General features: G+C 50.6%; 19 protein-coding genes. 1 reads left to right on the plus strand and 18 read right to left on the minus strand.

Translation table 11 applies throughout. The features are described from left to right. Positions 1-186: 186 nt before the first annotated feature. The 11 genes from BLT35_RS16170 to BLT35_RS16220 all read right to left on the minus strand — a co-directional run bounded on the left by BLT35_RS16170 (position 187) and on the right by BLT35_RS16220 (position 11413). Complete coding sequence (locus tag BLT35_RS16170) at positions 187-1305, minus strand: glycosyltransferase family 4 protein (protein WP_062410152.1); 1119 nt, start codon at positions 1303-1305, stop codon at positions 187-189. A 128-nt stretch (positions 1306-1433) separates the two neighbouring features. After that, entirely contained in the window at positions 1434-2177 is a 744-nt protein-coding gene (locus tag BLT35_RS16175) for a WecB/TagA/CpsF family glycosyltransferase (protein ID WP_054817687.1), read from the minus strand. Then, complete coding sequence (gene csaB / locus BLT35_RS16180; protein ID WP_062410153.1) at positions 2174-3298, minus strand: polysaccharide pyruvyl transferase CsaB; 1125 nt, start codon at positions 3296-3298, stop codon at positions 2174-2176. The genes BLT35_RS16175 and csaB overlap by 4 nt, the downstream gene beginning before the upstream one ends. Then, positions 3274-5313 carry a DUF5693 family protein gene (locus tag BLT35_RS16185; protein WP_254777583.1) on the minus strand — a complete coding sequence of 680 codons (2040 nt, stop codon included), beginning with the start codon at positions 5311-5313 and terminating at the stop codon, positions 3274-3276. Before BLT35_RS16185 ends, csaB begins: the two co-directional genes overlap by 25 nt. Positions 5314-5346: 33 nt before the next feature. Beyond that, positions 5347-7053 carry a phospho-sugar mutase gene (locus tag BLT35_RS16190; RefSeq protein WP_074728963.1) on the minus strand — a complete coding sequence of 569 codons (1707 nt, stop codon included), beginning with the start codon at positions 7051-7053 and terminating at the stop codon, positions 5347-5349. 54 nt (positions 7054-7107) lie between these two features. After that, positions 7108-7539: a 3-hydroxyacyl-ACP dehydratase FabZ gene (gene fabZ / locus BLT35_RS16195; protein ID WP_062410156.1), complete on the minus strand. Its 432-nt coding sequence runs from the start codon at positions 7537-7539 to the stop codon at positions 7108-7110. A gap of 157 nt (positions 7540-7696) precedes the next feature. Next, positions 7697-8221, minus strand: a complete 525-nt coding sequence (locus BLT35_RS16200) for a CDP-alcohol phosphatidyltransferase family protein (RefSeq protein ID WP_074729004.1) — start codon at positions 8219-8221, stop codon at positions 7697-7699. Between the two features lie 129 nt (positions 8222-8350). Then, complete coding sequence (locus tag BLT35_RS27930) at positions 8351-8506, minus strand: DNA-directed RNA polymerase subunit beta (RefSeq protein WP_367888801.1); 156 nt, start codon at positions 8504-8506, stop codon at positions 8351-8353. 91 nt (positions 8507-8597) lie between these two features. Next, positions 8598-9473, minus strand: a complete 876-nt coding sequence (locus tag BLT35_RS16210; RefSeq protein ID WP_074728965.1) for a flagellar hook-basal body protein — start codon at positions 9471-9473, stop codon at positions 8598-8600. 10 nt (positions 9474-9483) lie between these two features. Continuing rightward, positions 9484-10383 (minus strand): flagellar hook-basal body protein, encoded by a 900-nt coding sequence (locus BLT35_RS16215; RefSeq protein WP_062410158.1) that lies wholly within the window; start codon positions 10381-10383, stop codon positions 9484-9486. A gap of 28 nt (positions 10384-10411) precedes the next feature. Further along, entirely contained in the window at positions 10412-11413 is a 1002-nt protein-coding gene (locus tag BLT35_RS16220; RefSeq protein WP_054817689.1) for a rod shape-determining protein, read from the minus strand. A gap of 81 nt (positions 11414-11494) precedes the next feature. On the opposite strand from BLT35_RS16220, the gene BLT35_RS16225 reads away from it, so the two are divergent. Continuing rightward, a complete protein-coding gene (locus BLT35_RS16225; protein WP_074728967.1) occupies positions 11495-11698 on the plus strand; it encodes a hypothetical protein in 204 nt (67 codons plus the stop codon). 21 nt (positions 11699-11719) lie between these two features. Here the strand turns inward: BLT35_RS16225 and spoIIID are convergent, their stop codons facing one another. The 7 genes from spoIIID to BLT35_RS16260 all read right to left on the minus strand — a co-directional run bounded on the left by spoIIID (position 11720) and on the right by BLT35_RS16260 (position 20318). Continuing rightward, a complete protein-coding gene (gene spoIIID, locus BLT35_RS16230; RefSeq protein ID WP_036682840.1) occupies positions 11720-12007 on the minus strand; it encodes a sporulation transcriptional regulator SpoIIID in 288 nt (95 codons plus the stop codon). A 206-nt stretch (positions 12008-12213) separates the two neighbouring features. Further along, positions 12214-12945: a M23 family metallopeptidase gene (locus BLT35_RS16235; RefSeq protein ID WP_054817691.1), complete on the minus strand. Its 732-nt coding sequence runs from the start codon at positions 12943-12945 to the stop codon at positions 12214-12216. A gap of 15 nt (positions 12946-12960) precedes the next feature. Further along, complete coding sequence (gene spoIID, locus BLT35_RS16240; RefSeq protein WP_074728969.1) at positions 12961-14073, minus strand: stage II sporulation protein D; 1113 nt, start codon at positions 14071-14073, stop codon at positions 12961-12963. A 154-nt stretch (positions 14074-14227) separates the two neighbouring features. Next, positions 14228-15553, minus strand: a complete 1326-nt coding sequence (murA, locus tag BLT35_RS16245) for a UDP-N-acetylglucosamine 1-carboxyvinyltransferase (RefSeq protein ID WP_062411090.1) — start codon at positions 15551-15553, stop codon at positions 14228-14230. A 146-nt stretch (positions 15554-15699) separates the two neighbouring features. Further along, positions 15700-15951 (minus strand): DUF1146 family protein, encoded by a 252-nt coding sequence (locus BLT35_RS16250; RefSeq protein WP_054817692.1) that lies wholly within the window; start codon positions 15949-15951, stop codon positions 15700-15702. A 143-nt stretch (positions 15952-16094) separates the two neighbouring features. Continuing rightward, entirely contained in the window at positions 16095-18608 is a 2514-nt protein-coding gene (locus tag BLT35_RS16255; RefSeq protein WP_254777584.1) for a S8 family serine peptidase, read from the minus strand. Between the two features lie 195 nt (positions 18609-18803). Further along, positions 18804-20318 carry an NADH-quinone oxidoreductase subunit N gene (locus tag BLT35_RS16260; RefSeq protein ID WP_062410161.1) on the minus strand — a complete coding sequence of 505 codons (1515 nt, stop codon included), beginning with the start codon at positions 20316-20318 and terminating at the stop codon, positions 18804-18806. Positions 20319-20322 lie beyond the last annotated feature (4 nt).

The raw sequence follows: 20322 nt of genomic DNA on the forward strand, positions 1-20322 counted from the left end.
ATGTTCTCTTGGATTACCTCCTTTTTTTGCAAGATCATGCATGAGTATTAACCATTTCCCAAAAAGCTGCGTGTACATTTGTTATCGGCTGGGAAGAACAAAAATGTTATAGATTGGGTACAAAAAAACGGAAGTCACAAAAAATCCCAGACCTTAAAGGTCTGGGATTCGGTATTGGTATTATTGTTATTTTGACACTCTTGAACGGTCGCTCAACTGCATCGTTTTCATACGGATTTTGTTTAAAAATTTGAGTACAGGCTTCCTCGTCTTGCTGATAATGCCGATCGCCTCTGCCCCGAGAACCAGAATGCACAACAGCACGACCACGAGAATGACCGCTCCCCAAAGCGTTTGCTGCTCCGACATATAGGACAGCAGGACGGCTGAGGAGCCGAACAGCAATGCAATGCCATAAATAATCAATACCGTTGTACGATGGCTGAAACCAAGCTGCAGCAGGCAATGATGCAGATGGCTTTTGTCCGCGACCGAGATTGGCAGATTGTTAACCCAACGTCGCAAGATGGCGAAGAAGGTGTCGGACAGCGGCACCCCGAGAATCATAACCGGCACAAGCAGAGATACCACCGTCGCTTGCTTAAAACCAAGCACAGATAAAGTAGCCAAGCAAAAACCAAGGAACAATGCACCGGAATCGCCCATGAAAATTTTTGCCGGATGGAAGTTGTAGAACAGAAAGCCTGCAATGCTGCCCAGCAAAACCACACATAGCAAAACAACCGTTGTATTGCCCATCATTAAAGCGAGCACAAGTATGGTGGTGGTCGCAATGCCCGAAACCCCGGCAGATAGACCGTCAAGACCATCGATCAGATTGATGGCATTGGTAACGCCCACGATCCAGAAGATCGTCAACGGTACGGAGAGCCATGATAACGAAATCGTTCCGTCTCCGAACGGCACATTGACAAGTTCAATGGCCACTCCTGAATAAACAACGACGCAGGCGGCCAATATTTGACCCAGCAGCTTGATTTTGGGCGATAAATCATAGCGGTCATCGAACGCGCCGATCAGAACAACGATCGCCCCCCCGACCAGAAGCCCGAATACCACATCGTTCTTTAGCGAATCGATAGCCGGGGAAATAACAAAATAAGCTCCAATAAATGCAATAAATATGGCAAGTCCGCCCAACCTCGGCATAATGCGGTTATGTACCTTGCGGTGATTCGGCGCGTCAACGGCCCCGACCCAAAAAGCAAAGCGTTTCACTAGCGGCGTCATAAGCAAAGCGATAAGTAATGCAGTGACAAAGCCGATTCCGTATAACAAATTCATGTGTATGTTCACAGCCCCTTTTTCTATGAAAACCCCAAACACTCCAAATTATACTCTGATGGTTTTGGAAATACCAATACCAATTTTGTGCGGTTTTAGCGGTTTTCAGGTTGTTTTCACAGTTTCAGTCAAGGTTTCTGCACATTTTCTTTTTCACGGATGACTTTCAAAGCGAATTTCGGCAGCACAAGCATTCTTTTATACCGCCAAGGCTCCTGCAACAACCGATAGAACCATTCGAGCCTCAACTTTTGGAACAACACTGGCGCGCGCTTTAACTTCCCCGACAATACGTCAAAGCTGCCCCCGACTCCCATCATTACAGGTACACCCAGCTGATTCTTGTACTTTGCAATCCACGGCTCTTGTTTGTCCGCCGACCGACCGACCAGCAGAATATCAGGTGCTGCGGCACGAATAGCTTCAATAACACCAGCTTCCTCTTTTTCACCAAAAAAACCATCCCTGAAACCGACAAGCTTGATTCCCGGATACAGCTCCTGCAGCCGGGTCGCCGCTGCCTCAATGACATCGGGGGCTGCGCCGACAAGGTATACTTTCCAGCCCTGCCGTTCGCCTGCCTTCATTAATTCTTGAATCAGATCAAACCCCGTTACACGTTCCGCGACGGGATTGCCGACATAGCCGGAAGCCCACACGACACCTGCCCCATCGGGAACAACAAGCTCGGCTTCTTTCATCATTTGCATATAATCCGGATGTTCAAGGGCGGTCATGACCATAATCGGATTGGCCGTAATGACCTGATGCGGCTCACGCCGAGCAATCACTTGGCTTAAATAAGCAACCGTATCTTTCATGCTCATCTTCGAAATCGGTACACCAAAAATGGATACTTTGGGAAAACTCACTGCATCCCCCGTCCTTTAGCAAAAAATGACGCGATACGCTCAGCCGGACGCCCTGCTTCAATCTTCAACTGTTCGATCGCCTGCCTTTTGTCCCGCTTCCATGAAGCACCGTCTGCCAGCATTCCCAATGTCTCTTGAGCCAGATCTTCCGATCGGGGCTGTTTGGTAGTGCCGGCCGATTTCATGCCTAGCCGGTTCAAAAACTGATCAATTTTCGGATCATAAGAGAGCCCGACCATGGGGACGTATTGGCTTGCCGCATAGATTAAGGAGTGTAGGCGCATGCCTAGAAGCACCTGACAGGCTGCCACCTCCGCCAGCATATCCTGAGGATGAGTTACCTCCCGCGCTAATGAAAGCCGCTCTTTGTAGATTTCCCCCATCTGTTCCATCACATACAAAGATGCCTTCTCGTCCGACGGCAGATGGAACGGGAGAAATCGAATAACCGCATCCGATTTTTCCAGAACGACCTGAAGAGATTCAGCCACCGCCCTGAGTTCAGAACGGTCCTCGTTCCAAAAACGGACGGAAACCCCAATTACAGGTTTCGTTTCACCGCTCGGAGTTTGTGTCGGTTGTCCGCGCATAGGCAATCCCATTACCGGGTCCGGCACCACTTCCACCTCTGATGGTGATATCCCCATCTTCCCTAGCAAGGCTTTGGATTCCTCATCCCTTACCGTTATAAATGAACTGCGTTGAAAAGCAGACCGAATCCATCCGAAAAATAACCTGCGATGTACCGGACCGATGCCCTGGGAGTAAATAAATACAGGCTTTCCCATCCACTGCGCCAAACGGATGACAGCAATATAATAAGGGATCGTCTTTGGACTCGTTTCATCCTGCAGCAAGCTTCCGCCGCCGCTGATCAGTCCGTCGGCATTCCGTAAAGCCTGCCATACCTCCATGGGCTTCATTCTGTGGACGGCTTCCACTCCATAAGTCCGTGCCGTTTCCGCCGGGTTCACGGACAGAACGACAGGGACGAATGTTACGCCCTGTCGTTCTCCTTGTTCCTGTAGAGCCAGCAGAATAGATTGAAGAACTGCCTCGTCACCGCTATTGTTAAAACCGTAATAACCTGATATCGCTATGCGTTTAACCGAGGTACCCATCGCCGCCAACTCCTTACTACAATTTCCCATACTGCAATGAAACCAATTCCGATCAAGGTTCCGAAAGCAAGCCCGTAGACGACGCGAATGGATGAAATCATCAGCGGCGTATGCAGGTGAGCGAACGTATCGACCACGGAAGCTTGACCGATTACCCCGGCAAGAATCAATAGCAGCGCACTCCGGTATTTATAGCTAAGGTAAGCCCCAAGTATGAAAATCGGGTGTGAAATCAGGAATTCCTTTGTCCGCGGGCGAACCCCGAGCGTATTTTCCAAGAAGGATCGGAAATATCTCTCCAGCGAGGAGGCCTGTCCTTCATTCCCCGTCCGGGACAAATAATAGAAGCCTGCTGCCGCGATAATCGCGGCAGCAATAACCCACAGCACGCTGATATTGGAAGTAAGGATCTGACGCCCGCGAAGGACACGCTCTTTGTAAGTCATTCTCTCGCTAAACAACAGCCAATATAGGCCTGCCAAAGCGATTGGAGCCAAATGCAGCACGCTGACACCACGGAATTGCTGCAGCACCAGCATATAGGTGATTTGATTCAGCAAACTTACAATAAAGAGAATGCCGATGGCCGACACCAATGTGGTTCGGAGCAGCAGCAGCAGGGCGAATCCGATTCTGGACCCTTCCGCTCGGTCCCATTTTTCCCGGCAGGTACGAATGGCCATCATAATCGCCAGTGTCGGAGCGCAGGTACCCGCGCCCAGCGCCAAAGCTTGCGCGAACAGGCTGGTGTTGAGCACGAGCAATCCCGCAGAGCCCAACATACCGAGCAGAAACAACGCCAAGGCCAGCTCAGGCACGAAATAAGCGATCGTGAGCGCAATCAACGCAACAGCACCGGCCCATACCAGAACCTTTGCGATATTTTGCCAGCTGGAGTATACATACTGGAAGGCTTCCGCCTGTCCCATCGAGTAGCCTGAGGCTTGGATGCGCGGAATTGCGCCATCCGGACCATCCAAAGCGGCATAAATCGCATCAAGCGGATGCAGAATTTGCCCTTTATCGAGGTTTTTGACTGCTCGGGCATTCAGGAACACCATCCGAATGTTGCGGTCTTTCACCGCCAGAACAAAACGGTCCGATACGCCCTGTATACGTCCCTTCAGCTCCTCTTCAGACAAATTCTCCGTCAGCTTCTGGGCATCGGTCTCCGTAAAGGAATGGAGCCTTACCACATTATGATGGATTCGTTTGGCCAAGCCGGCAAAGCCCTTTTGCTCCGTCTTTTGCAGCTCGATAACCGCAAGGCCTATACGATGCTTGCGCATCAGCTCGCCCATTTTGTCCAGATTGGTCGTATCCTTCTCGCTAACGAATCCAGGCACGGTTTCCCCATCCACGATGAATCTCTTGACGCCGAGCTTTCTCAGCTGTGCAAGCAATGCGTCCATCTGGTTCGTATTAAACGGGCGGCGGTTCGACATGCGGACGACAATCGAGAAACCCTCATCCTTCAACATTTGAAGCGTGATAGGATCGGGATCCATCGTTTTGAGCATCGCCTCGTCCATCGCCATTTCAATGATCATGCCAGGCTGATGATTAAAGCTCCAAGATCTGGTTCTAACACCCAAATCATGGAATGTCTGCTCGATGAGCGGCTGAAGTTGAGGCTGCGAATCGGTCTCCGTGAACAAAACATACGTGAAGTTCTCGCCCGGGGAGAACGGAACTTGCATAAGCACAGACGCGTCGCGGGACGAAAACACCTCGATACGGCGGCTGAGCTTCAGCTCATTTAATGTCGCCTCGTATACAGCCATACTTCCCACGCCATGCTGCTTCAGCTTGACAAGCTGGTCACTCACGAATTTACGCGGATTCGTCTGCATATCCGAAATTTCGAGCAAATCGCGATAATCCATGACAAACTCGACCTTACGCCCGGACTGCTGCTCAGTTTGGTAACGTTCATACGCTATGGGAATGGAGGCCAGCACTCCGAGAATGACCAGCCACCACAATCCTTTGCGCGCTAATTGATTCCACTTCATGTACCTTGCCTTCAATGCTGTCAGCTCCCAATGTTAGTGATGGTCAACGCGGGACATGACAGTCTGAACAAGCTTGTCGATCGCATCCGATGCGGCCTGTGCAGAGCTGCCGCGAACAGCGAAGTAAACCTTGATCTTAGGCTCCGTGCCCGAAGGGCGCAAGCAGAACCACGAGTCGTCCTCCAAGGTGAATTTGAGTACATTCTCTACCGGAAGTCCATATAAACCCTGTAAGAAATCCTCCACCTTAGTCACTTGAAGCCCATTTAATTCAACAGGCGGCTGTCTCCGCCAATCTTCCATGATCCCCTGAATCTTCTCGACGCCGTCCTTGCCCTTGAGCGTACGCGATTCCAGCCTTTCCAAAAAATAACCATGCCGCTCGTACAATTCCTGAAGCACATCGTAGAGCGTCTTGCCTTTGCTCTTGTAATATGCCGCAGCTTCACAGATTAGCATAGATGCGACAACGGCGTCCTTATCGCGAGCGTAGGTGCCTGCCAAATAGCCGTAGCTCTCCTCATAGCCAAACAAAAACTCGGCCTCTCCGCTTTGTTCGAACTGCGTTATTTTTTCCCCGATATATTTAAAGCCGGTCAGCGTATTAAGCACCTTCGCTCCGTAATGCTCCGCAATGACTGCGCCCATCTCGCTTGTAACAATGGTTTTGACAACCACGCCATTGGCCGGCAGCTCACCCCGCTCCTGCAAACGGCCCAACAAGTAATCAATCATAATCGCACCCGATTGGTTACCGCTAAGAACGAAATATTCTCCATTCGCATCCTTCACCACTGCACCCATCCGATCGCAGTCCGGGTCTGTCCCGATCAGAATGTCAGCGTCAATCTTCTTTCCTTCGGCGATCGCCAGTGCGAAGGCCTCCCGTTCCTCCGGGTTCGGCGACTTCACAGTAGAAAAATTCGCGTCCGGCTTTTCTTGCTCCGCCACCACATGGACTTGTTCGAATCCTATCGCACCAAGTGCGGCGCGTACAGCCAAATTCCCGGCACCATGCAGCGGTGTATAGACGATACGGAAATCATCGCTCATCTCACGCACCAGCTCGGAATTAAGACTCACAGCGGTAACGGCACGAATGTATTCTTCATCCACCGCTTCCCCAATCCATTCCAGCAGCCCGGCTTTCTCCGCATCCGCCCGCGAGCTTCTCTTGACATTGGCAAACGACTCTACACTGCGAATTTCGGCTATGACCTGTTTCGCCTGATCCGGAACAAGCTGCCCTCCATCGCTTCCATACACTTTATATCCGTTATATTCAGGCGGATTATGACTGGCCGTAATGACTACCCCCGCATCGGCATTCAAATAACGTACGGCAAACGAGAGCTCCGGCGTAGTACGAAGTGACTCGAACAGGTAGGCCTTGATTCCGTTCCCGGCAAGCACCTTAGCCGTTTCAAGCGCGAATTCGGGAGATTGATTCCGTGAATCGTAGGCAATGACGACGGATGGCGTTTTTTTACCGGATTTCAGCAGAAACTGGGCCAGCCCTTGTGTGGCCCTTGCCACCGTATAAACGTTCATACGGTTGGTTCCGGCTCCGATTACCCCCCGCAGTCCGCCGGTACCGAATTCCAGGTCACGGTAAAACCGGTCTTCCACTTCTTTAGGGTCTCCCGAAATCGAACGAAGTTCTTCTTTCGTCGCTGCGTCGATAGCTTCATCATTTAACCAAAGTTCATATTGCTCTTGCACTCGCGTTTGAGAATTCATTATTCCGTCTCCTCCACCCTAATTTTTATGTATGAATGTGAAATATGATCGGTCTTATTCTCTATCCTTCAGAGCAAACATCAATTCTCCTTCAGCCACCACCTTATCCCCGACTTTGGCTGTTGCCTGTCCCTTGCCGATGCTTCCTTTCAAGCGGGTAATTTCCACTTCCAAGGTTAACGTATCGCCGGGAACCACCTGACCGCGGAACCGGAAATTATCAATTCCCGCAAAAAAGCCAAGCTTTCCGCGATTGGACTCCACCATTAGCATGGCGACGCAGCCAACCTGAGCCAAGGCCTCCACAATCAACACTCCCGGCATAACGGGATACCCTGGAAAATGTCCCTGAAAAAAGGGTTCGTTCATCGTTACGTTTTTGATACCCGTGGCTTTTACGCCGGCTTCCACTTCCAAAATTCGGTCCACCAGGAAGAACGGGTACCGGTGAGGAATGATTTCTTGAATTTGTACAGCATCTAACAAGGTTGTTGCTCCTTTCACATGGTATAAGTTCGATCTTATTAACTGAAACTAAGAATGTCCCTTCATGATCTGCAGTAATGAAGGTTGATATAAGGGAGCTTATGTACAGGATTGCCGCAGACGGCAGGCCTTGACATAAGCTCTTTTTTTAAAAAAGTTAATCGGCATTCAGACTTCGTTGATTCAGCACATAAAACTGTAGAATATAAATAACCGTTGTCACGAAAGAAACGATAATTACAAACCATAGGTAAGCATGGGCGTAGGGGAGCTGGAAAACGATAAATAAAATGGCTACGTAATATAACACAGTGGTCAGCTTGCCCAAAACATTGGCAGGGACCGTCTTTTTTCCCCGAAAATGGAAGAATGCCGAACCAATAATCATCCCCGCATCTCTTAAAAACATGGCCATCGCGGCCTGCCATGAAATCATTTGGGAAAACACCAATGACAAAAAGACGGTGATTAGCATCAATTTATCCGCAAGCGGGTCCAACATGCTGCCCAACGGCGTAACAAGCTTGCGCTTACGCGCAATATAACCATCCAGCACGTCGGTCAGTCCGGCAAGCAAAAGTACAAAAAAGGCTAACTTTATGTAACCAGCCCCAAACACAATCAAGTAAACCGGAATCAGTACAAACCGGCATAGCGTTAGGATATTGGGCAAGTTCCACAACAACTGGTTTTCCCCCTCCAGATCGTCAGGCCAGGCCGGCACTGTTCGTTATCCATTCTTTCTACATCCGTTCCCATCCTTACATTATACCGTTATGAGAATAAAAATAAAACTCCCTCTTAGGGGAGTTCAGGAATCAGAATATATAAGATCGAATATGTGACGCCAAGTATGGACGTCGAACATTTCATAGAAGCTCTGCTTGCCGACATATACATATCCAATCGTAAGGCCTATAAAAAGCGCTGCCGCGCATGCAAGAGGGAACCACGTCCACCTGATCATCCGACGGAACGCTTTATTCCGCTGTTTCGATCCTTCAGACGCCTCTTTTCGGGGTTTGCTCAAGTTACCAACCTCACTTTACACATTGCCGCTAGCCACGCAAACTGTTAGCCAAATTCATCATTTGATCGGATGAGCTGATTGCCCGGGAATTCAATTGAAACGCTCTCTGTATCGAGATCAGTTCCGTCATCTCATCGGATAAATTGACGTTGGATTGTTCCAGGAAGCCTTGGCGAACCGTAATCGGATCAACCTCATTATTCGCAGCGGTAACGGTTTGAAGAATCTCCTCTTGCTGAGCCGGCGTTATATTCCCCGGCAGACTGTAAAGATTATCTCCCAGCTGCTGCAATAGTTGGGGACGAACGGCACGCACCAATTTGATCTGTCCAACCTCGATCGGAGCTGCTCCTGGTTCCGTCTCGTTATAAGCCATGATCACTCCGTCAGGACTGATTTGGATTCGATGGTTGATCGGTATGCGTATCGGATTATCATCGGTTCCCATCACATAATGGCCGTCTTTCGTAGTCAAGAGCATGTTATCCGGGTCCAGCGGATCCGCCGAAGGAGACAACTGAAAGGATCCATTGCGGGTCCACCTTGTGGCTTGCACCGGATTATTATCGGCATCCAAAACAACGGTGGATATCTCGAACAATCCGCTGCCTTCAATAGCCATATCCAATGGACTATCCGTAGCCTGGAGTGAGCCCTGAGCAAGGTTCAGTTGTGCCGCAACCAGCTTGGCGCCCCAGCCTTGATTGTATCCAAGCGGTGTAAGCCGCCCTTCCCTTTGGAAGCCTTGCGGCTGCTGCTTTACGCTGGTAAGCACGTCTTGAAAGGAGGCTTCACGCCGTTTGTATCCGGTCGTATTCACGTTAGCGATATTGTTGGCTGCCAAATCAAGCTTCTGCTGCAGCGCGTGCATCGATACCGACGATGTAATCATGGAGTTGTTCATGTCCTACCTCCTAAACTCGTCCAACTTCGTTGACGGCCTTTTCCATGCTTTTATCGTAAAACTGAATCATCTTCTGATTCGCTTCATAGGCCCGCAGAGCAGCCATCATATCGACCATGGATTGGCCTGCATCGACATTGGAGCGCTCGATGTAGCCTTGACGCACTTCCACCTGATCATCTGCATTAATCGGACGAAAGGCCCCCTGATCCAATGCATTCAAACGGTATAAACCGTTCCCTTCGCGAATCAGCTGATTCGGGTCCTCCACCCGGGTAATCATCAGAGCCATCGGCTCGCCGTTTGCGCCAAGCAATGGCTGACCCTCCGCATTGATAAACTGTCCGGTCCGCGTAATGCGGAAATTCGTAATCGGAGCTCCCGTTCCCGGTTCTACCAGAACGATAGGTTGTCCATCACGCCCCAGCACTTGATGGCCGTCGCCATCGATCAATTGGCCATTCGCATCCAAAGAAAACTTGCCGTTCAAAGTATAGCGTTCCTCGCCTGCAGCATTCAAAATAGTAAAAAACGCCTGCGGCTGAATGACACGCTGGCCGTTCGCGTCCACATATTTGCCTGAGCTGTCAAAAACGGCGCCGGGCACCTGAATGTTCGAAACTAAAGCAAAGTCAAAAGGATTGTTCGTTTCTTGAAGGTCGCCTTGTGCGTGAAGAGACACATTCTCCTCCGCGAGAACGCCGGTATTTAGCCGCCCCAAGGAAACCGAACCGGGCTCGTCCTTGCCATTTCGCACCCGTGAGATCAAAATTTCAGGAAATGAACGGTTAATCCCGTTGCCTCCCTTGAAGCCCGGCGTATTGATATTGGCGATGTTATTAGTAACAATATCGTGTTTACGCTGCTGGGCAATCATGCCGGATGCGGCGGTGTACAAGCCTCTTAACATGGATCCTTTGCCTCCTGTATGATCTGAATTACTTAAATTTTCTTTTAGATACCTTATCCAGGTTGTCCAACATAATGCCGGTACCCTTAACCACGCAATGCATCGGATCTTCAGCAATCAAGACAGGCACTTTAAGCTCCTCGGCCAGTAGTTGATCGATTCCGTGCAGCATCGCGCCGCCGCCCGTCAGAATGACGCCGCGATCGATAATATCCGCCGAAAGTTCCGGAGGCGTTCGTTCCAGCACGCTCTTGGCCGCCGCTACAATGGAAGATACCGGCTCCCAAAGCGCTTCTTGAATTTCTTGCGAGTTGATCGTAATCGTCTGCGGCAATCCGCTCACCATATCTCTGCCGCGGATATCCATCGTTTCTTTCTGTCCGTCGGGATGTACCGTTCCAATACGGATCTTGATGTCCTCGCTTGTCCGTTCACCGATTAAAAGCTTATATTTGCTCTTGATATACTTCATAATGGAGGAGTCAAACTTGTCCCCGGCAATTTTAATGGAAGAGGAGGTGACGACGTCACCCATCGACAAAACAGCTACGTCTGTCGTCCCTCCGCCGATATCCACCACCATGTTTCCGCTCGGCTGAAATATATCCATACCGGCACCGATCGCCGCTGCCTTGGGTTCCTCTTCCAAGAACACTTCCCGCGCTCCGCTTCTTTCGGCTGCTTCCCGAATTGCCTTTTGCTCCACGGAGGTAATGTTGGTCGGAGCACAAATCAGGATGCGGGGATGACTGTACCATTTCCTGCCTCCAACTTTATTAATGAAATATTTGAGCATCATTTCAGTAATTTCAAAGTCGGCGATAACGCCTTCTCTAAGCGGGCGAATGGCAATGATATTGCCGGGTGTCCTTCCTACCATGCGGCGTGCTTCCTCACCCACGGCCAGCACCCGCTTCGTTTCGCTTTCGATGGCAACGACGGACGGCTCATCCAGGACTACGCCCCGCCCTTTCACATGAATCAGGACGTTCGCAGTCCCTAGATCTATGCCGATATCCTTGCTTAACATCCAATAATCCTCCCTAGCCAACCGTCCATCTCATTGAAGAAGCGGCACTCCTATAATATACGTTACTTAGGTAATTTCGCCATGAATTTGAAAATTCCTCTTTTTGTCCGTGATTTTTCGACAATAATCGCTTCATTTTTATCGGTTCGGGAGCGGGATCGTACCGTCAGTGCACAGGGGCATCCGGATTGGGCAAAAAGTCAGCTCATCCGCCGCTCCATGCCGCTCACGGTACGGCCGGGAAAGCGTCTGCATACGCCTATGGCTTTGGCTAAAGTGCTTTGAGGCTGTAAGCCGTACATCGCTTCATTTTACGGTGACCAGCTTCTCTTGCGCCTTCGGGCTGCGGGTTTTGCGGTACTTGATCTTGGTCGCTTCCCCACCGCGCAGGTGACGAATCGATTTGTGGTACTCCAATATGTGCTTCACCTGGTTGGCCAGCTCTGGATTGATCTCCGGCAAGCGCTCCGTTAAGTCCTTGTGCACCGTACTCTTGGAAACGCCGAATTCTTTAGCAATGGTGCGAACCGTATGCTTGGTTTCTACAAGGCAGCGGCCAATCTTTATGGTTCGCTCTTTGATGTAATCGTGCACTCCCCTCGCCTCCCTACTCGAGTTAGTTTGGTACATTATATGAGGGGTGTGCACTTATATTCTTTGTTTCACAGGCCTGACAAGCCCGGAGAACACATTTATTTTCAAGGACAAGTCCTTGTTTTAAAATGGACAAGCGGCAGTTGAGCCGCAAAAAAAGGCAGGAGAGATCATTTCCCCTGCCTTAGAGCGACTTAAGCGAACTCTTATTGCTCTGTAATATAGTTTTCCGGATTAACGGCCGGGCCTCCCTGGCCTTGGCGCAATTCAAAATGAAGGTGTACGCCTTGTTCTTTCTCCAGCTCATTGCGGCCCGCTTTAGCGATCACATCGCCCTTTTTCACTTCCGCGTCCTTGGCCACATTCACTTCGGACAAGCTTTGGTAGACGGAAACGAGACCGTTGCTGTGCGAGATTTCAATGAGATGGCCTACAATTGGATCCTTCTGTACGGTGGTAACCTTGCCGCTCATAACAGCCATAACGTCAAACGTTTGATTGTCCGGTCTGGCAAAATCCATTCCGATGTGCGGCGTGAACGTATCGCCATACTCTACCATGGCCGCTTGCCTTACATCGTTCGCAGCCTTGTTGTCAAAGAAATGGAGGACGACGTCCAACTCGTTCTTGTCTTTAAACGGCCATTGCATCGTTTCCTGATTGGCATTGGTGGCTACGGCGTCCTGGCCTGTAACGCTGTCTGTGACGGTACCGGACTGGGTAGTGTCGGGGCCGGTTTTGTCAGACGTCAACGTCCCCGCTCCTTGGTACACCCACATGACGGTTAGAATGATTGCCGCTGCTGCCATGTACATTGCCGGAAATACCCACTTTTTGGCGAGCAATCTTTTCCAGGATGAAGATGTGCTTTTTTGCGCTCCTTCGATAGATTTAGGAGCATCTTCTTGTTTTGGCAAATCTCTTTTATGTTCACTCATATGTATATCACCTCGCTAACCATTCTTGCCAGATTCGCGAGATTTATACGCAGGAAAACCTATTTTATTAGAAACTTTTCCTTTCAGTAGATTCGAAGCTTTCCCAAGCTCTATGCCCGTATAATAATACTTAACGATTTCCTCCGCTTTCCGTGATTCCTTGGCCATGCCGTTGGCCCCCCACTGACTCATCCCGACTCCGTGCCCATAACCGAAAGTGGTAATCTCCCACTTGCCGTTCGTATATTTCCATTGGAATTGGCTGGAATTCAACCCGAGCTTCTCCCGGACCTCCCGGCCCGTAAACAGCTTTCCATTGATAGAGAGCTTCTTGATCCGGTTCCCGGCGCTTCGCTCGATCACCTTTATCGAGGATGTATTGCCCGACGTAACCGGTATAGCCGAAGAAAGTCCCAGCATGCGCTGAAGTTCTTTTCCCGTTAGGGTAATCGTCTCTTTATACCTGGGGGACAGCTTGGCATCCCACGGACTGGCTACGCTTCGCAAATAAGGAAGCGCTACGTTCCAATAGTCTTCCGAATTTTCCGTATATCCGTTGCTGGTAGAGAAAAAACTGGCTTCAATCGGTTGTCCCTGATAAGTTAAAATGATATCTTTTGTTTCCGTTACGGCACGATTCAGCTTTTCCATATAAGAGACATAGTTTTCCTCGCCCCATCGCTGCTTTAGTTCCTGATCCGTCACATAAACCTGGTGTGCGGTCGTATCCGTGACCATAGCTTCGGGAACCGGTACGCTGCTCTGATCGCCGTCCAGGAGTCGACGCAGGATATAGGTACGCGCCGCCATGGCCTGAGCCTTGAGCGCCTCGAGCTCAAACTCCATCGGCATTTCGGCGGCGACCACGCCCCGTACATATTGCTCCAGGCTCACCAGCTCTGTTCTTTTTTCCTTGGCTAAGTAAACGGGGATCCAGGGCGGTTCTCCCTGACGGGAGACCTCCATACTGTCTTTTATATTCACTGCATCCGGCACCGGCCCGCTTCCGGGAACGGTTCTAACGAGCAGCGCAGGCATCAGCACAACGACTGCCGTGAAGCTCGCCAACCATACGGCGAACCAGCGAATCCACGATTTCTGTGGCCGATTAGGCTGCTTGTACTTCATGCTGCTCCTCCATCTTTCTGTCCTCCGCATCCGAATCTCGCTAATTGCGGCTGCAGGTAACATCATCTTATGAAAACAAAAGATAGAATAGAACAAAAAGAAAGAGAACCGATTTTCCTTCACGATTCCGGAAGAGTCGGTTCTCTTACATTCCTTATGCCATGCTTGGTTGTACAGCGAAGAGTGGAATAGATTCCCCCACAGCTTCGGTTTCTACGACCTCGATGGGCACCCGCTTGATATCGGCCCCAAGACGGCTGAGCTTCTCGGCAATGTCCACATAGCCTCGATCGATATGGTGAAGACCGGTTATTTCGGTCTCTCCCTCTGCGACTAATGCAGTCAAGATCAGCGCGGCACCCGCACGGAGATCCGTTGCGCATACCTTCGCCCCTTTAAGGCGGGCGCCTCCGCTGATCACAGCGGTTCGTCCTTCTACCTTGATTTGCGCATTCATGCGCACCATTTCTTCTACATGCATGAACCGGTTCTCAAATATGGTTTCGGTCACCAAACTGGTTCCGTCCGCCGTCAGCAGCAGCGCCATCATTTGAGACTGCATGTCGGTAGGGAAGCCCGGGTACGGCAAGGTTTTGACGTCAACCGCACGGAGCGGACGGTCGGTATACACCCGGATGCCGTTCTCGTCCTCCATGATTTGTACACCCATCTCCTGCATTTTGGAAATGACCGGACGCAAATGGTCGCCGATCGCTCCCTCAATATACAGGTCACTATTGGTGATCGCTGCGGCAATCATATATGTACCTGCTTCAATGCGGTCCGGAATCACGGTATGAACGGCTCCCTTCAGCCGATCCACACCGTCGACGCGAATGATTCCAGTCCCTGCGCCGCGAATTTTCGCGCCCATCGCGTTCAAATAGTTGGCTAAATCCACAATCTCCGGTTCCTTGGCGGCATTCTCTATCAGCGTCGTGCCATCGGCAAGCGTGGCAGCCATCATAATATTCTCCGTAGCGCCTACGCTAGCTACGTCCAAATACACCTTCGCGCCCTTCAGCCTGCCGCTCACCCGAGCTTCAATGTAGCCTTGGCCCAGCTCGATTTCGGCTCCCATAGCTTCAAAGCCTTTTAAATGCTGATCGATCGGCCTTGTACCGATCGCGCAGCCGCCCGGAAGCGATATACGGGCCTGCCCCATCCGGGTCAGCAAAGGTCCCATGACGAGAAAAGATGCCCGCATTTTGCGGACCAGTTCGTAGGAGGCTTCACATGTATTAATGCGGCTGGCATTGACGCGAATCGTTTCATTTGTATACTCAACTTCAATTCCCAGACTTTCAAGAACTTTGTTGATGACATGGACGTCGTCCAAGGGAGGCGCGTCGTGAATAACGCTCTCTCCTTCCGAACCCAGTATAGAGGCTGCGATAATCGGCAGTACGGCATTTTTGGCGCCGTGTAGTTTAACTCTGCCAGATAGCCTCTTGCCGCCGCGGACGATAATTTTATTCATCATGATCCCCCTCCGCGTGTTTCTCTTTGTTCATTGTCTTTGATTCCGCCAATCAAAATAGTATTCGTGGCGTTGTTCGAATTTACAGCGGTTGTACTATCCATTGTTGACAAGATTCTCCTTGGTTATTCGGAAAAAAAGTGATTTCAGAACATCCCCGAAAACCAAGTCGACCATTCCAAGTAGTCGATAATGAACCGGGCAATTTGATATCCAAGAGCGACAGAGAGCAGGATTTGCAGCAGTTTGGCCTGCGGGGTTTTCGGCCGTTTAAAGATGCTCTCCAGCTTCAATTCCTGCAACGCCCACCAGGAAACCGCGATGAATACCAGGACTACCACGATATTCAGCAAGCCCTTCAACCCCATAGTAGTGTTCATTTGATTTAAATAGTCCATAACTGAAGCTGCTCCTTATTTCCGGCGAAGCTTTCATGTGCTTGAACCGTTAAAGATTCGGCACAGGAGGCCCGTCATGCATTTTTACCCACGTTTTTGCATCGTTAATCGATCTTTTTATCCAAAACTGACTTAGCTTGGTGTTATCTATTCAATACATCGTATAAAAGCTGAATAAACTCGGCTCGCGTCGCCTGCTGATCCGGCCTGAAAGTCCCGTCAGCATACCCGCTGATCAATCCTTCCGCTTTCATCTGTTTAAGAATCCCGTTGCCCCAATAGCGCTCATCCACATCAACAAACGGCGACAACCCCCTAAACTTCCCGATCATATTCATACTGCGGGCCAGCATAGCCGTCATTTCCATCCGGGTCACGGGCTGGTCAGGTGCAAAAGTTCGGTCCGGATACCCGTCGATCATCCCTGCCTCATACGCTTTTGCAATATACGAGTAGGCCCAGTGCGTCGCCGGCAAATCAGAGAACACACTCGTTCCCTCCCTGGCTAATTGGAAAGCGCGCGCCAGTACGGCCGTTACTTCCGCCCTGGTAATCGCACGATTGGGCTGGAACGTATAATCGCCATAACCGTCAACGACCTGCTTTGCAGTTAAGCCTGTGATCGCGTTTTGCGCCCAATGGCCCCGAATATCCACATAACCGCCGGTAAGCGGTTTGGCATTCACCTGAAGCTGGTACATCTGATTCGTAAACGTCTTGTTGGATTTGAGCTTCAGGTAATACGATCCGGGTACAAAGCGTCCTGAGAGCTCCTGTATTGGCGTTGAAGCGTTATTCATGGAGCCCGCCATCATTTTCATCGATCCGTCATACAATTCCATATATATGGTCACAGATGCAGGAATGTCACTAAGCCTGATCTGCACCAAGCTTTCTTCCGCAATGCGGAATTGGAACCAATCGATGTCATCGGGCTTGTCGAGCAGGCCGGTATATGGCGTTTCCAGCGATACCGTCGTCGCTTGGTAAGAACGATTGTTCGGCTCGTTAGGATCGTTCAGTTTCGCATCGTATTCGATGGAAAGAGTGTACTCCCCTACTACAGGGTTGACGTATTCTTTTACATTGGATATCCGGATGTAATAGCTGCCGGGAAACACTTCGGGCAGATAGTAAACTTCCGTCCCGCCGTCATCCGCCTTATCGATCGTGATCGATTTCTCTCCCTGCTTCTGAACTAACAGCACGGGGTCCATTCGGGCCGTATCTGTTGACAATTGGATGCGCAGCGAGCCGGAATGCGGAACAGGAAATTCAAACCAATCGACATCTTCGTTTTGATGAAACGTTCCTTTGATCGTTAAACTGCGCGAAGGCAGTACGTAAGCTTTATACTGAAGATCGTTGTCCTCATAAGGATCACGGTAAATATCAAACGAAGTCGTCAATTGATAAGGGATCTCCTCTGTAAGGTTACGATCGCTCAACTGCAGTCGGTAAAATCCCCGTCCTTTTGAAACCGGGAAGGAAACCGTCTGGCCTCCTCGCACCGATTTGCTGGCGAGCACTCCGGTAACGTCCGTATGCTGCACATTCACCCCGTACCTGCTGTCCATGTCAAAGGTCAGATTCACGGTTCCGTCATAAGGCGCCTCGATATAGAACCAGTCGGAATCCGTCCCGCCGGTGAAGGAAGCCGACACTTTCTTGCTGATCGATAATGCCGCCGCTTGGTCCTTCCGGTCATTGGGCTCGTACATATCGCTCCTATAAGGTTCGGTCAGTAGCCGGTCCACTCGAAGCAGTCCGTATCCCGCAGCCGGATCCCACCCCTTCGGCCCCAAATCCTGGGCGGTTTGCCGAATCCACTGGCGGATCTGATAAGGCTTCATCTCCGGATGCTGCGACCAGACCAGTGCCGCCGCCGCGGCCACCTGCGGCGCAGCCATGGAGGTGCCGTCTTTCGGTTCATATGTACCCCCAAGTCCCGTCGTAAATACGTCCCAAGGCGCTACTACATCGACCTCGGGGCCGGTGTTGGATTTCCGGTCAACTTCTCCATTAGGCGAAACGCCGCCTACAGCAAGAACCGTCGGGTAGGCAGCCGGATATTTAACCCGGTTTCCTTCGTTGCCTGTAGCTGCAACCAGCAGCACATTCCGCTCTTCGGCATAACGAACGATATCGCTCATGTAAGCCGAATATTTATTCAATCCAAGCGAAAGCACCACGATTTTGGCTCCGTGATCAACGGCATAACGTATCCCTTCGCCGAGCTTTGTCTCGCCGCCGGACCCGTCCGCTTCCAGCGCCTTGATGGGCATAATGCGGGCATTCCAAAGCATCCCTGCAATCCCGCGGTCATTGTTGCCGACAGCAGCAATAATTCCGGCAACATTCGTACCGTGTCCGTTGTCATCCATCGGAGGCTCCTTCGGGTTGATCAGATTAATCCCGGGAACCAGATTCGGTTTTAAATCGGGATGCTCCAAGTCAACTCCCGTATCCACAATCGCTATGGTCAGGCTGCTGTTCCCCTTCGCCGCTTCCCACGCTTGATTCATTCCGATTTGCTGCAAGTACGTCTGCCGTACATAAAACGGATCATCCACTTGCGCAGCATATGTAGTCCCCGAGCATGCCAGAACAAAAGCAAGGCTGAGGCATGTTACAAAAAATATATGTTTATAAGTCATATGATTCATCCGCATTTAAAATCCTTCTTTTGATTTCGTATGCCGTACTCCATTATTTCATTCTAAGCTTTAAGCGCATTCCCTGCAACTGAAATTCAAATCCTGTTTGGAACATTCACGAATCAGACATAACCACAAAAAGCTCGGTCCTCCCATAAAGGAAGAACCGAGCTTTGACGAAGAACAAAACTTCAATTAATAAAACATAAACAGATCCTGTGTTAGCGAGAAAATGCGTTCAATATAGCCTATAACCCATTGAGGGAACAGACCGATCAGAACGCTTACCCCGGCACACAGCCACATCGTGATGCCCAGCGGCAGCGACACATGAACTTCCCGGGCTTCATAATCGCTGCGCATGAACATCTGCCGGATGAATCCGAAATAGAAGTAATACGCTACGATGCTCGTTCCGATCATCACCGCAGCCAGCCAATAATGCTGCGTCCAAATGGTTGCAAGCAGAATATACAGCTTCCCGAAGAAACCCCCGGTCACGGGTAAGCCCGCCAAGGACAGTACCAGAAGCACCGCGGCAACCGCCGTACCCGGAGCCCTGTAGTATAATCCCGCGAGACCTTTCAGGGCTTCATCGCCCGTAGAGCGCTCGATGATCATCAGCACCGCGAAAATACCGATGTTCATGAACAAGTACGCAATCAAGTAATACGTAAACTGGGCAAAGTTCGAATACTGCATCATCGAGAACTGAATCGCAATGGGAACCAGCAAATAACCCGCATTGGCAATTCCGGAGTAAGCCATGAGCCGTTTCATATGCGTCTGCCTCAAAGCGACGAAGTTACCGACAACCATCGCCGTCGCAGCAACCGCCATCAAAGTTGTCATGATATCCTGATGAATCGGCAAACTCATCAAGTCCCCGACCATATAGATGTTGTACATCAAACGAAACAGGATGGCAAATGCCGCCGCTTTGGACACGACCGCAAGAAACGCGGTAACTGGTGTAGATGCGCCTTGATATACATCCGGCGACCACATATGAAACGGAGCCGCCGCTACCTTGAAGCCAAAGCCCGCCACAAGAAGGAAGAAGCTCAAGTAAATCAGGGGGAGCATTCCCTGTGTGCTCTGTCCCAGGGCAGCGTTGATTTCACTTACTGTCGTGGATCCCGACATCCCGTAAAGAAACGACATCCCGTACAGGATGACGGCCGAAGAGATGCTTCCGAGCACAAGGTACTTAAAAGCTCCTTCGTTGGACTGCACATTCTTTTTGTTCATGGCCACCAAAATGTAGGAGGTAATGCTAAGCAGCTCCAGACCGACGAATAGCGTAATCAGATCGCCGGAAGAGGCCATAATCATCCCGCCGAGCGTGGCAGGCAGCAGCAGGTAATAAAACTCCCCGATGTGAGGAATGTTTTCTTCCTTCACCGAGCCGATGCTCATGAAGGTGATGAGCCCCGCGCCCGTTAGCAGCACCAGCTTGATGATATTTGCAAAATCGTCGATCCGGTAGCTGAACTGCAGCAGCTGCTTTGGCTCTGCCGGGTTCAGGTAAGAAACGACAAAGACAGCGGATATCACGATGCTGGCAAGCGACAGCCAACCGAGCCACGTGCGGCTCGCTTTGTTCGGAAGAAACAAATCGATAAGCGACAGTACGACAGCAGCGATGACTAGCGTGAGCTCCGGGGCCAGCAGGATCAAATCGCTGGCTTGAAGACGTATCTGTTCCACCGGT

The organism is Paenibacillus naphthalenovorans (assembly GCF_900099895.1).
Classification (GTDB): Bacteria; Bacillota; Bacilli; order Paenibacillales; family NBRC-103111; genus Paenibacillus_G; species Paenibacillus_G naphthalenovorans.

Excerpts from the sequence above, each read along its gene's own strand:
- spoIID (WP_074728969.1), bottom strand. The coding sequence starts at position 14,073 with ATGAAGTACAAGCAGCCTAATCGGCCACAGAAATCGTGGATTCGCTGG.
- BLT35_RS16250 (WP_054817692.1), bottom strand. The coding sequence starts at position 15,951 with ATGGACTATTTAAATCAAATGAACACTACTATGGGGTTGAAGGGCTTG.
- BLT35_RS16190 (WP_074728963.1), bottom strand. The coding sequence starts at position 7,053 with ATGAATTCTCAAACGCGAGTGCAAGAGCAATATGAACTTTGGTTAAAT.
- murA (WP_062411090.1), bottom strand. The coding sequence starts at position 15,553 with ATGAATAAAATTATCGTCCGCGGCGGCAAGAGGCTATCTGGCAGAGTT.
- BLT35_RS16215 (WP_062410158.1), bottom strand. The coding sequence starts at position 10,383 with ATGTTAAGAGGCTTGTACACCGCCGCATCCGGCATGATTGCCCAGCAG.
- BLT35_RS16220 (WP_054817689.1), bottom strand. The coding sequence starts at position 11,413 with ATGTTAAGCAAGGATATCGGCATAGATCTAGGGACTGCGAACGTCCTG.
- BLT35_RS27930 (WP_367888801.1), bottom strand. The coding sequence starts at position 8,506 with ATGATCAGGTGGACGTGGTTCCCTCTTGCATGCGCGGCAGCGCTTTTT.
- BLT35_RS16225 (WP_074728967.1), top strand. The coding sequence starts at position 11,495 with ATGAATTTGAAAATTCCTCTTTTTGTCCGTGATTTTTCGACAATAATC.
- BLT35_RS16210 (WP_074728965.1), bottom strand. The coding sequence starts at position 9,473 with ATGAACAACTCCATGATTACATCGTCGGTATCGATGCACGCGCTGCAG.
- BLT35_RS16170 (WP_062410152.1), bottom strand. The coding sequence starts at position 1,305 with ATGAATTTGTTATACGGAATCGGCTTTGTCACTGCATTACTTATCGCT.
- BLT35_RS16185 (WP_254777583.1), bottom strand. The coding sequence starts at position 5,313 with ATGAAGTGGAATCAATTAGCGCGCAAAGGATTGTGGTGGCTGGTCATT.
- BLT35_RS16255 (WP_254777584.1), bottom strand. The coding sequence starts at position 18,608 with ATGACTTATAAACATATATTTTTTGTAACATGCCTCAGCCTTGCTTTT.
- BLT35_RS16235 (WP_054817691.1), bottom strand. The coding sequence starts at position 12,945 with ATGAGTGAACATAAAAGAGATTTGCCAAAACAAGAAGATGCTCCTAAA.
- csaB (WP_062410153.1), bottom strand. The coding sequence starts at position 3,298 with ATGGGTACCTCGGTTAAACGCATAGCGATATCAGGTTATTACGGTTTT.